General features: G+C 44.2%; 11 protein-coding genes. All 11 read left to right on the forward strand.

The genetic code is table 11. The features are described from left to right. Positions 1–72: 72 nt before the first annotated feature. The 11 genes from nusB (at position 73) to spo0A (ending at position 11,981) form a co-directional block, all read left to right on the forward strand. Entirely contained in the window at positions 73–465 is a 393-nt protein-coding gene (nusB, locus tag CVD23_RS11280) for a transcription antitermination factor NusB (RefSeq protein WP_101666073.1), read from the forward strand. A 52-nt stretch (positions 466–517) separates the two neighbouring features. Then, positions 518–1,387 carry a bifunctional methylenetetrahydrofolate dehydrogenase/methenyltetrahydrofolate cyclohydrolase FolD gene (gene folD / locus CVD23_RS11285; RefSeq protein WP_101666074.1) on the forward strand — a complete coding sequence of 290 codons (870 nt, stop codon included), beginning with the start codon at positions 518–520 and terminating at the stop codon, positions 1,385–1,387. Positions 1,388–1,534: 147 nt separating this feature from the next. Continuing rightward, positions 1,535–2,893, forward strand: coding sequence for an exodeoxyribonuclease VII large subunit (gene xseA, locus CVD23_RS11290; RefSeq protein WP_101666125.1), 1,359 nt, complete (start codon positions 1,535–1,537; stop codon positions 2,891–2,893). Next, complete coding sequence (locus CVD23_RS11295; RefSeq protein WP_101575669.1) at positions 2,883–3,116, forward strand: exodeoxyribonuclease VII small subunit; 234 nt, start codon at positions 2,883–2,885, stop codon at positions 3,114–3,116. The genes xseA and CVD23_RS11295 overlap by 11 nt, the downstream gene beginning before the upstream one ends. Positions 3,117–3,120: 4 nt before the next feature. After that, positions 3,121–4,014 carry a polyprenyl synthetase family protein gene (locus CVD23_RS11300; protein WP_101666075.1) on the forward strand — a complete coding sequence of 298 codons (894 nt, stop codon included), beginning with the start codon at positions 3,121–3,123 and terminating at the stop codon, positions 4,012–4,014. 310 nt (positions 4,015–4,324) lie between these two features. After that, positions 4,325–6,217, forward strand: a complete 1,893-nt coding sequence (gene dxs / locus CVD23_RS11305) for a 1-deoxy-D-xylulose-5-phosphate synthase (RefSeq protein WP_101666076.1) — start codon at positions 4,325–4,327, stop codon at positions 6,215–6,217. A 3-nt stretch (positions 6,218–6,220) separates the two neighbouring features. Then, complete coding sequence (locus CVD23_RS11310) at positions 6,221–7,063, forward strand: TlyA family RNA methyltransferase (RefSeq protein ID WP_101575672.1); 843 nt, start codon at positions 6,221–6,223, stop codon at positions 7,061–7,063. A gap of 210 nt (positions 7,064–7,273) precedes the next feature. Continuing rightward, positions 7,274–7,723 carry a transcriptional regulator AhrC/ArgR gene (gene ahrC / locus CVD23_RS11315; RefSeq protein WP_101575673.1) on the forward strand — a complete coding sequence of 150 codons (450 nt, stop codon included), beginning with the start codon at positions 7,274–7,276 and terminating at the stop codon, positions 7,721–7,723. A gap of 14 nt (positions 7,724–7,737) precedes the next feature. Next, positions 7,738–9,429 carry a DNA repair protein RecN gene (gene recN, locus CVD23_RS11320; RefSeq protein WP_101666077.1) on the forward strand — a complete coding sequence of 564 codons (1,692 nt, stop codon included), beginning with the start codon at positions 7,738–7,740 and terminating at the stop codon, positions 9,427–9,429. 155 nt (positions 9,430–9,584) lie between these two features. After that, positions 9,585–10,883, forward strand: a complete 1,299-nt coding sequence (spoIVB, locus tag CVD23_RS11325; RefSeq protein ID WP_373270848.1) for a SpoIVB peptidase — start codon at positions 9,585–9,587, stop codon at positions 10,881–10,883. Between the two features lie 306 nt (positions 10,884–11,189). Continuing rightward, positions 11,190–11,981: a sporulation transcription factor Spo0A gene (gene spo0A / locus CVD23_RS11330; protein ID WP_101575676.1), complete on the forward strand. Its 792-nt coding sequence runs from the start codon at positions 11,190–11,192 to the stop codon at positions 11,979–11,981. Positions 11,982–12,135: the final 154 nt, after the last annotated feature.

Below are 12,135 nucleotides of genomic sequence, written 5' to 3' on the forward strand. Positions count from 1 at the left end.
TGAAAAGTTATTTTTTCAATAAGATGTGGCACCCAAAAAACATATTTCCTTAAAAAGGAGCACATAATTCAAATGAAAAGAAGAACAGCGAGAGAAAAGGCACTCCAGGCTCTTTTTCAAATTGACGTTAGTCAGGCTGAGCCGGACTCAGCAATCGAACACGTTTTGGAGGAAGCACCAGGCGATGAGTATTTAACAAGACTGGTTTCAGGTGTTGTCGAGCATAAAGAAGAACTTGATGGCATGATTAAAGTTCATCTTGAAAAATGGACGCTTGAGCGCCTGGCAACTGTTGATCGGAATTTACTAAGAATGGCTGCTTTTGAGCTTGCCTATTGTAAAGAAGAAGTTCCGCAAAATGTCGTTCTTGATGAAGCAATCGAAATTGCCAAGCTATATGGAGATGAACAATCCAGCCGGTTTATCAATGGAGTATTGTCCAAGATTAAACAGCAATTAGCATAATAGCCGTCAATAGCATACAGCGGAATGGAATATGAAAACAGGGGGAAATGTCATGACAGCCCAAATTATTGATGGAAAAGAAATTGCCAGAAAAAAGCGCGCAGAAATTGCCGATGATGTGGCCAGGTTAAAGAGACTAAATGTTCACCCGGGTCTTGCTGTCATATTAGTAGGAAATGACCAGGCATCAGGTACATATGTAAAAAATAAGGAGAGAGCAAGCAAAGAGCTGGGGATGCATTCCGTTGTGCTCAAATATCCCGAGTCGCTTACAGAACGAGAGCTGCTCTGCAAAATTGCCGAGCTAAACAATGACGACTCAATCCATGGTATTTTAGTGCAGCTTCCGCTCCCAAAACATATCAATGAAACGAATGTAATCGAGGCGATCTCGCCTGACAAGGATGTGGACGGATTTCATCCTGTTAACATCGGCAGAATGATGACTGGACAGGATGCATTCGTATCGTGTACACCCGCAGGGATTATGGTTATGCTAAAAGAGATGAATATCGAAATCGCCGGCAAGCATGTGGTTGTCATCGGGCGCAGCAACATCGTCGGGAAGCCATCAGGGCAGCTGTTTCTAAATGAAAATGCTACTGTTACATACTGTCATTCAAAGACAAAGGATTTAAAAGCTTTTACGAAAACTGCCGATATACTCGTGGCAGCGGTCGGCATAGCCAACTTAATCACTGCTGACCACGTGAAGGAAGGCGCTGTTGTCGTTGATGTCGGGATGAACCGCAATGATCAAGGAAAGCTTTGCGGTGATGTTGCATTTGAAGAAGTAAGCACAAAGGCAGCCTACATCACTCCTGTTCCAGGCGGAGTCGGACCAATGACGATCACCATGCTCATGCACAATACATTGAAATCAGCTGATAACTTTCAAAAAAGGCTGCAAAAAACGCATTAACCAAATTAGAGTCCCTGTCTATTATGAGGATGGATCTTGAATATTCGAAACCCTGGAGAGGTGACGGATGGAGATCCAAACCTTATAATAGATGGGGACAGTTTGTTTGTGCCAAGCTGTTTAGCTGGAAATTTAAAGGAGCTTGTTATGAAGGAACAGCGTTTTTTAACCGTTCACGCTTTAACAAAATATATAAAAAGAAAATTTGATGCTGATCCCCATTTGCAGGACATTTTTGTGAAGGGGGAAATCTCCAATTATAAACAGCATTCGAGCGGTCATATGTACTTCACTCTGAAGGATGAAAAAGCCCGGATTCTTGCCGTTATGTTTTCGAGCTCCAATCGATTCATGAAGTTTTCCCCGGAAAACGGCATGAAGGTGCTTGTTAAAGGAGATATAACCGTCTATGAATCGAGCGGCCAGTATCAAATGTACATCAAGGAAATGCGCCCGGATGGAGTCGGCGAGCTTTACTTGGCTTATGAGCAGCTGAAAGAAAAGCTGCAGAAGGAAGGGCTATTTTCACCCCAGTACAAAAAAAGCATCCCAAAGTATCCTCATACAGTAGGGGTGATCACCTCGCCAACTGGTGCGGCTATTCGCGATGTTCTGACAACACTGAAGCGCCGCTATCCGATTGCGAGCGTTATCCTCATTCCTGCATTAGTACAGGGCGAGCAGGCAGCTCCGTCGATTGCAAAGGCCATTGCAATGGCGAATGGCAACAGCGAAATTGATGTGCTGATCGTCGGCCGTGGTGGAGGTTCGATTGAAGAACTGTGGGCTTTTAATGAAGAAATTGTCGCAAGAACAATTTTCGAATCTCGCATTCCGGTAATTTCCGCCGTCGGACATGAAACGGATTATACGATTGCCGATTTTGTTGCCGATATGCGTGCACCGACACCAACGGCCGCCGCAGAGCTAGCGGTCCCGCATATAGACGATTTAATGGAGAGGATTATGAATCGGCAGACAAGACTGCTGCGCGCGATGAAGGAAAAAGTCGCTGCGCAAAATCAGCGCTTGAACCGCATGCAAAAATCTTACGCCTTCCGCTATCCGCAAAGGCTGTACGAGCAAAAAATCGAGCAGGTCGATAAGCGGAGGGAACAGCTCGTAAAAGGAGCGCAAAAGCTTTTCGCCTTAAAATCGGAACAGCACCGGCGCGAGCTTGGGCGGCTGAACCGCGTCCATCCGCGCGAGCTATTAAGCGAAGCCGTTGCCAACTATAAAAGATCAAACCGGTCATTAAAGAAAGCATTGGGCAACATTCATGCAAATAAGCAAAAGGATCTGCACAGCATGCTAACAACACTTGAAGCCTTAAGTCCCTTGAAAATCATGAACCGGGGCTATAGTCTTGTTTATAAAGATGACGGCCAGTTGGTGAAAAGCATAGCGGCAGTGAAAAAGGACGAATCAATAGAAGTCAAAATGGCAGACGGCTATATGCACTGCAGGATAATGGACATAAAGGAGAGCGAGAACAGTGGCAGCTGAAAAACAACTTACATTTGAGGAAGCGATGGAGAAACTGGAAGTAATCGTGGACCGGTTGGAGGAGGGCGACGTCCCTCTTGAAGAGGCGATTTCGATCTATAAAGAAGGGATGGAGCTTTCAAAGCTTTGCCATGATAAATTGAAAAGCGTGGAGGAACAGCTGACCCAGGTTTTAACTGAGGAAGGAAAGACGGAACCATTCTCCATCAAAGAGGAGGAATAGCCTTTTGAACAATCAATCTCTTGCTTCTTTTGCAATTGAACATAAAAAGCTCCTTGAAGAACAGTTGCGGAAAGTGATAAAGGATATCGAGGCTCCAACGATTATGAAGGAAGCGATGCTTTACTCTCTCGAAGCGGGAGGGAAGCGGATTCGTCCGCTTTTGCTGTTTGCGACGCTCCATGCCTTTGGGCAAGCGAGCCAAAAGGGACTGAACACTGCTGCAGCGATTGAAATGCTTCACACCTATTCGCTGATCCACGACGATCTGCCAAGCATGGACAATGATGACTTGCGCAGAGGAAAACCGACCAGCCACAAAGTTTTCGGCGAAGCATTTGCGATTTTGGCAGGGGACGCACTTTTAACCTATAGCTTTCAACTCATCGCTGCAACCCCGGAACAATTCGCTTCGTCTCATATAAAGCTTGAGTTGATCATCGAATTCGCAAAGGCAGCAGGGGCAGAAGGCATGGTCGGCGGCCAGGCAGCCGATCTTGAAGGCGAAGGAAAGGCACTGACTAAAGAAGAATTAGAATATATTCATGTTCACAAAACTGGAAAGCTGTTGATATACAGCGTGCTGGCCGGAGCGTTGTTGGCTGGTGCTGACAAAGCCACTATTGACAAGCTGACCCGGTATGCCTACCATTTAGGTCTTGCATTTCAAATTCGGGATGATATATTAGACCTCGAAGGAAGTGAGGAGCTGATTGGCAAACCAATTGGCAGTGATATGAACAACCAAAAAAGTACATATCCTTCTTTGCTGACGATGGAAGGGGCAAAACAGGAACTAGCCGGGCATATTCACAAAGCCAAATTGGCTCTAAAGGAAACCATATTGTATACAAGCCTTCTGCAAGACATTGCTGATTTGGTTGCAGACCGGAACCATTAGTAAATTTGAGGCGGAAATAGGCATATGATATAATTGGGTTACTTTATTAGCTGTTACCTCAAGTTAAATGAACCTAAAAAAGCTTATTTAAAAAGCCAGTATGCCGTTACACTCCGGTGTTAGCGGCTATTTTTAAAACTTTGTGCCTGTTTGAGGGAATGAACAACGGCTCTGATCCAAAACGATAATCGATCAGAACTGGATTATACCCCGAAACAGGAATTTATGCCGCGACAAGTGCGGGGCGTCGACATTTATCGAAATTAAACTATTTACGAACGAAATAGGGATGAAAGCGAGTGATCCGAACATGGATCTAATGAAAATTAAAGACCCGGGATTCTTAAAAGAACTGTCAACAACAGAATTGGAAGCGCTCAGCGATGATATCCGCCAGTTTTTAATTGAAAAGCTTTCAATAACTGGAGGACATATCGGCCCAAATCTCGGGGTCGTTGAATTAACGATTGCTTTGCACAAGTGCTTTGACAGCCCGAAGGATAAAATCATCTGGGATGTAGGGCATCAGTCGTATGTTCATAAAATTTTAACAGGACGGGCTTCGCAATTTGATACCCTGCGCCAGTTCAAAGGCCTTTGCGGTTTTCCGAAAAGAATTGAAAGCGATCACGATGTATGGGAAACAGGCCATAGCTCTACCTCTCTTTCAGCAGCAATGGGGATGGCCATCGCCAGAGACTTGAAAAAAGACGATTCGTTTATTATTCCGGTGATTGGCGACGGAGCTTTAACAGGCGGGATGGCGCTCGAGGCGCTTAACCATATCGGCCATGAAAAAAAAGATATGATCGTGATCTTGAATGATAATGAAATGTCGATTGCCCCGAATGTCGGAGCACTTCATAGTGTGCTGGGCCGATTAAGGACAGCAGGCAAATACCAATGGGTCAAAGACGAGCTTGAAATGCTTCTTAAGAAAATTCCGGCTGTCGGCGGACGCCTTGCCTCGACTGCCGAAAGAGTAAAGGATAGCTTGAAGTACTTACTTGTTTCCGGAATATTTTTTGAAGAATTGGGATTTACTTATCTCGGTCCTGTTGATGGGCATAATTATGAGGATTTGTTTGAGAATTTAAGCTATGCAAAAAAGACTGAAGGACCAGTGCTGCTTCATGTTATTACAAAAAAGGGGAAAGGGTACCAACCCGCTGAAAACGATAAAATCGGAACGTGGCATGGCACAGGTTCTTATAAAATCGAAACGGGTGATTTTGTCAAGCCGATTAATCCTCCTCCAGCATGGAGCAAGCTTGTCAGCGAGACCGTCCGGCAATTAGCGCGAGAAGATGAACGGATTGTTGCGATCACTCCGGCAATGCCAGTCGGTTCCAAACTGGAAGGTTTCGCAAGCGAGTTTCCTGATCGGATGTATGATGTCGGGATTGCTGAGCAGCATGCTGCCACAGTTGCGGCAGGGCTTGCTACCCAGAATATGAAACCGTTTTTGGCGATCTATTCAACTTTTTTACAGAGAGCGTATGACCAGGTTGTCCACGATATTTGCCGGCAAAACTTAAATGTGTTTATCGGCATTGACCGGGCTGGGCTGGTTGGTGCGGACGGCGAAACCCACCAGGGTGTTTTCGATATCGCCTTCTTGAGGCATCTTCCCAATATGGTTTTGATGATGCCGAAGGATGAAAATGAAGGCCAGCATATGGTAAACACCGCCATAAAATATGATAACGGACCAATTGCAATGCGGTTCCCGCGCGGCAACGGAATTGGCGTTCCGATGGATGAACAGTTACAGACGATTCCAATCGGCAGCTGGGAGATTTTAAGAGACGGTGAAGATGCGGCGATCCTGACATTCGGGACAACGATCCCGATGGCAATGGAAGCAGCTGCAATCCTCGAGAAACAAGGAGTCTCTGTTAAAGTGGTCAATGCGAGGTTTATCAAGCCTCTTGATGATAAAATGCTTAAAGGCATTCTCAGTGATGCGATGCCAGTCTTTACCATTGAGGAAGCTGTTTTACAGGGGGGCTTTGGCAGCGCCGTACTGGAATTCGCCCATAATAACGGCTACCATAACTCCAGGATTGAACGGATGGGAATTCCAGACGAATTTATTGAGCATGGAAGTGTGTCAGAGCTCCTCAAGGAAATTGGGATGACTGTCGAGAATGTCGTACAAAAAATGAAAATCCTCGCCAGAAAGAAACAAAAAAGGGCTTAAGGGATGAAAAGCAAAAAAGAACGCTTAGATGTATTGCTTGTAGAAAAAGGCTTGTTCGATACGCGGGAAAAGGCAAAGCGTGCTGTGATGGCGGGCCTTGTGTACAGCAATGAGGAACGCCTTGATAAGCCGGGCGAAAAAGTGAATGCCGACCTTCCGCTGACGGTAAAAGGTAACGTCTTGCCTTATGTGAGCAGAGGCGGCTTAAAGCTTGAAAAAGCTTTGAAAATATTCGATGTCGATGTCCGTGACCGCGTAATGCTTGACATCGGTTCATCGACCGGGGGCTTTACAGATTGCGCCCTGCAAAATGGAGCCAGGCTTTCGTACGCATTGGACGTCGGCTATAACCAGCTCGCCTGGAAATTGCGCCAGGATGAGCGGGTCGTCGTGATGGAACGGACAAACTTTCGCTATGTTACCCCCGCAGATTTACAGGGGGAAATGCCAAGCTTCGCAACGATCGATGTTTCATTTATTTCCCTGACATTAATTTTACCCGTCCTAAAGACATTGCTTGTGAACGGCAGCAATGTGATTGCCCTTGTCAAACCCCAATTCGAGGCAGGAAAAGACCAGGTTGGAAAAAAGGGAATTGTCCGGGATAAAAAAGTCCATGAGAGCGTCCTTGAAAAAATCATTGATTTTTCACTGAGTATTGGCTTTAATGTTAAAAACCTTTCTTACTCACCCATCACTGGCGGCGATGGCAATATCGAATTTCTGCTGCATCTTTATTGGGAAGGTGAACAGGAAATAGGGAAGAATGAACTCGTAATCCCACCGGCCAAGGTGGTTGAGGAGGCCCATGCTGAATTGAAGTCAAAACAAGCTGCCGAGGAATGAGCGATATGCTTATTCCTTTTTTTGTCGATTCGGTTCGGTTTCAAATCCGGTTAACTGTATGAAACTAAACATGGCAAAACGACTTTAGTCGCTAAGCAGTGAATAATCAGTGTCGATTTTTAAGAAAAAATGTACAAGTTAACAGAAATGGGCTAACATAAATAATAGAAAATGAAAAGACTGTTACGATTCGCTTTTGAGGTGATAGGAATGAATAAAGGACAGCGCCATATTAAGATACGTGACCTGATTACAAACAACGATATAGAAACCCAGGACGACCTTGTTGACCGGTTGAAACGCGCAGGTTTTAATGTAACCCAGGCAACCGTTTCCCGCGATATTAAAGAGCTGCACTTAGTGAAAGTGCCGTTAATGGATGGCAGGTATAAATACAGCTTGCCAGCAGATCAAAGGTTCAATCCACTGCAAAAGCTAAAAAGATCGCTAATGGATGCATTTGTGCGGATCGATAATGCCGGGCATTTGCTGGTAATGAAAACACTGCCGGGCAATGCGATGGCGATTGGCGCATTAATTGACAATCTTGACTGGGAAGAAATACTTGGAACGATCTGCGGTGATGATACAATCTTAATCATTTGCAGGTCACCTGAAGACACAAAAGCTATTTCAGACCGTTTTCTTGAAATGCTCTAACCGAGGTGACGACTTTGTTAAATGAACTGTCCATAAAAAATTTCGCAATCATCGAAGCCATATCGATCCCGTTTCAAAAAGGTTTGACTGTGCTAACAGGTGAAACGGGCGCAGGGAAATCGATCATTATCGATGCTGTACATTTGCTTGTCGGCGGCAGGGGCTCAGCAGAATTTGTTCGTCATGGCGAAGAGAAGGCCGAGATTGAAGGGCTGTTTCTGCTCGATGATGAGAAGCACCCATGCTATGAAAAGGCAAAAGCATTTGGACTGGAGATTGAAGAAGGAATGGTGATCCTTCGTCGTGATATAGCCAAAAACGGTAAAAGTGTCTGCCGCATAAACGGCAAACTTGTTACGATTTCGACGTTGAGGGAAATTGGCAGCACGCTGATTGATATTCATGGGCAGCACGAGCATCAGGAGCTTATGGATGAAACGATGCATATTTCGTTACTTGACCAGTTCGGTGCCGACGAGATTGCTGCTGCTCTTGAAGATTACCGGCAAGTATACCGCGCTTATGACACGACACAGCGGAAGTTGAAAAATTTAAGTGAAAACGAACAGCAGATGGCACACCGTCTCGATTTACTCCAATTTCAGTTCGAGGAAATCCAGGCTGCCAATTTGCAGGTAAATGAAGATGAAGAGCTTTTTGAAGAAAAACAAAAGCTGGGGAACTTCGAACGGATCTTTGCGGCAGTTCAATCAGGATATATGGCCCTGCAAAGCGAACAAAAGGGGCTTGATTGGATTGGGCTTGTGATGGGGCATTTGCAGGATGCAGCAGATCTTGACCCGGCTTATAAGGAAATGTATGAAACCGTATCGGCTAGTTTTTATGCCCTTGAAGACGTTTCAACGTCACTTCGCAATGAACTTGAGCTCCTCGAGTTTGATCCGCGCCGCTTAAATGAAATTGAAGAACGATTGACTGAAATCAATGGGTTAAAACGCAAATATGGAAGTACTATTGCTGAAATTCTCGAATATGCAGCAAAGATTGAAGAAGAACTGGAAACGCTGCAAAACAAGGAGACGCATATCGGCCAATTGGAACAAGAGCTTTCATCGCTGCGAAAGGATTTAAAATTAGAAGCAAAACAGCTGACCGATCTTCGTAAAAGCTGGGCAAAAAAGCTGACAAAACTGATCATGAAAGAATTAAAAGAACTCTACATGGAAAAAACGGTTTTTGAGATAAAATTCGGCACAGCAGGAGATGGATTCACGAAAAACGGTTCAGATAAGGCCGAGTTTTTCATCTCAACAAATCCGGGGGAACCGCTCAAACCCCTTTCAAAAATCGCCTCAGGTGGCGAGCTTTCGCGAATTATGCTTGCTTTGAAAAGCATTTTTTCGAAACACCAGGGGGTTACATCAATCATATTTGATGAAGTGGATACCGGTGTAAGCGGCCGAGTGGCCCAGGCAATAGCCGAAAAAATTTATAAAGTATCCGTGAACTCTCAAGTGCTTTGCATATCACACCTGCCGCAAGTGGCAGCAATGGCGGATACACACCTGTTTATTGCCAAGAAAACGAAAGCGGGACGGACAAAAACGACAGTCACCCCGCTCACCATACCCGAAAAAATTAAAGAAATCGGGCGAATGATTTCCGGCGTTGAAATTACCGATTTGACCAAACAGCATGCCGAAGAGCTGTTGCAGCTCGCAAACGAACTGAAAATGGCAAATTAAAAGCTATCCATACGGGTAGCTTTTCTTTTTTTATAAAGATCATTCCTGCCAAATGGATAAAAACTTTAATTTCCATCGGTTATAAATGCCTCTCAAGCAGGCAAAATTATAGATGTAGCCATTTTTAACGAGTGTGTGGACTAGAAGCGAGGAGAGTGAAAAATTTGATATATGAGCATCTCAGAAAGATAATTGGTGGAATTCTCCTTGTTTCATTAATTGCCATCGGATTTTTAAAACCCGTTCATGAATATTTGTCAATTCCAAAACAACTTACCATTTTTGAAGGACAACAGATCGATCTGCCAAAGGCTGTGACAGTATCGGCTGGTTTGTCTTCAGATAGCTCAAATCTTAACCTTGTTCAAGATCAGGATTCAGTCTCGCTCGAAGCAAAGGAATATGGAAAAAATGAGATGATCCTCGAACTGGCGGGTTTTCCCATTAAAAAAGTTGATGTTGATGTTTTAAAGGATTTTAAAGTTTACCCGGGCGGCCAGTCGATCGGAGTGAAGTTAAATACGGTTGGTGTGTTAGTTGTAGGCCATCACCAGGTTGAAACCCCGGCAGGGAAAGCGTCGCCGGGAGAAGCTGCCGGAATAAGGGTTGGCGATATTATCACTGAAATAAACGGCACGCCAATAGAGAAAATGGCGGACGTTGGCCCGGTTGTTCAGAATGCGGGAAAAAATGGTCAACCACTTAATATCACGATTAACCGCGAGAATGACAAGATAAGCGCACAATTAAAGCCCACTCAGGAAAAAGGCGAGAACTCCTATAAGCTTGGCCTTTATATCCGGGATTCAGCGGCTGGAATCGGCACGATGACTTTTTATCACCCCGAATCAAAAAAGTATGGTGCGTTGGGGCACGTCATTTCCGACATGGATACAAAAAAGCCGATTGTGGTGGAAGATGGGCAAATTGTCCGATCAACTGTTACTTCTATTGAAAAAGGAAGCAATGGAGATCCCGGCGAAAAACTCGCGCAGTTTTCAACTGATCGGGAAGTAATCGGAAACATAAACAGAAACAGTCCTTTTGGGATTTTTGGCAAGTTGAATAAAGATATTGAAAATGGTGTTTATGACGAGCCATTGCCGATTGCATTATCACATCAAGTTAAAGAAGGGCCTGCAAAAATCTTAACGGTGGTCGACACTGACGAGGTCAACCTGTTTGACATCGAAATTGTTAGCACAATTCCGCAAAAATTTCCGGCGACGAAAGGAATGGTTATTAAAGTAACAGATCCAAAGCTGCTCGAAAAAACGGGCGGAATCGTCCAGGGAATGAGCGGGAGCCCGATCATCCAGGATGGAAAGCTAATTGGCGCTGTCACACACGTGTTCGTTAATGATCCAACATCCGGCTACGGTGTTCACATTGAATGGATGCTAAACGAAGCGGACATCGATATATATGAGCAACCCAAGCAAAAAGCAAGTTAAGCACAAATTGATAATGATCCTTTTGGCTCTTTAAATAGGCAGGTTATCCTGCCTATCTTTTATTATGTGCGCTCCATCGCAAAAAAAATGAAGATTTTTCGACAAAGAGTCGACTCCTAATATGAAAACTGGTGAAATCCGTCGAAAAAGAAAGAATTTTAAAGAAAAAATATGATTTTATGCCCTTTTTCAGAAAATATTAAAAAACAAAAGGAATTTGGGTTGCATTGTCGAATTTGTCATTTAGAATAGAAATTAGCAGCGGTTAGAAAAAGAGACCATAATGGAGTCAAGGAGGAACAAGAAGTGAAAAAAATTAAAGTTTGTGTTGTAGACGACAACAGGGAGCTTGTTGGACTATTAGAGGAATATATTTCTTCCCAAGAGGATATGGAAGTAGTCGGTGTAGCGCATAACGGTCAGGAGTGCCTTGAAATTGTAGAGGAAACTAAACCGGACGTTTTAGTTTTAGATATTATCATGCCTCATTTGGACGGCCTTGCTGTGTTGGAAAAGGTCCGAGAGATGAAGACAAATCCTGCTCTTAATGTCATCATGCTTACCGCTTTCGGACAGGAAGATGTCACAACGAAAGCTGTTGAACTTGGCGCATCATATTTTATTTTGAAGCCTTTTGATATGGAAAATTTGGCAAACCATATTCGCCAGGTCAGCGGAAAATCAACCAATATGGTTAGAAAATCGTTTTCCTCAAATTATCGGTCGTCTGCTGAACAAAAGCCGAAAAATCTTGACGCAAGCATCACAAGCATTATCCATGAAATCGGTGTCCCAGCCCATATCAAAGGCTACATGTACTTACGTGAAGCCATTTCCATGGTTTACAATGATATCGAACTCCTTGGCTCAATTACGAAAGTGTTATATCCCGATATCGCCAAGAAATTCAACACTACAGCAAGCCGTGTAGAACGGGCGATCCGCCATGCGATTGAAGTCGCCTGGAGCAGAGGCAACATCGAATCCATTTCATCTCTTTTCGGCTACACCGTCAGCATGACAAAAGCAAAACCAACCAATTCCGAATTCATCGCAATGGTCGCTGACAAGCTTAGACTTGAGCATAAGGCTTCTTGAAAGGGTTAGGATATCGGGTTGGGGTTATTGCAAACAAACCAATTTTCTGAAAACCAACTCTTTGTTCAATAGTGGGTTTATCGCAATGCTGGCTGACAAACTTAGACTAAGCATAAAGCTTTTTGAAGTGTAAGGATAAAGGTGGTTAGCTTTA

This window comes from Bacillus sp. V33-4 (assembly GCF_002860225.1).
GTDB classification, from domain to species: domain Bacteria; phylum Bacillota; class Bacilli; order Bacillales; family Cytobacillaceae; genus Bacillus_BJ; species Bacillus_BJ canaveralius.

Bases quoted from the DNA above. Each gene is read 5' to 3' on its own strand.
- nusB (WP_101666073.1), top strand. From the start codon at position 73: ATGAAAAGAAGAACAGCGAGAGAAAAGGCACTCCAGGCTCTTTTTCAA.
- xseA (WP_101666125.1), top strand. From the start codon at position 1,535: ATGAAGGAACAGCGTTTTTTAACCGTTCACGCTTTAACAAAATATATA.
- ahrC (WP_101575673.1), top strand. From the start codon at position 7,274: ATGAATAAAGGACAGCGCCATATTAAGATACGTGACCTGATTACAAAC.
- CVD23_RS11310 (WP_101575672.1), top strand. From the start codon at position 6,221: ATGAAAAGCAAAAAAGAACGCTTAGATGTATTGCTTGTAGAAAAAGGC.
- folD (WP_101666074.1), top strand. From the start codon at position 518: ATGACAGCCCAAATTATTGATGGAAAAGAAATTGCCAGAAAAAAGCGC.
- dxs (WP_101666076.1), top strand. From the start codon at position 4,325: ATGGATCTAATGAAAATTAAAGACCCGGGATTCTTAAAAGAACTGTCA.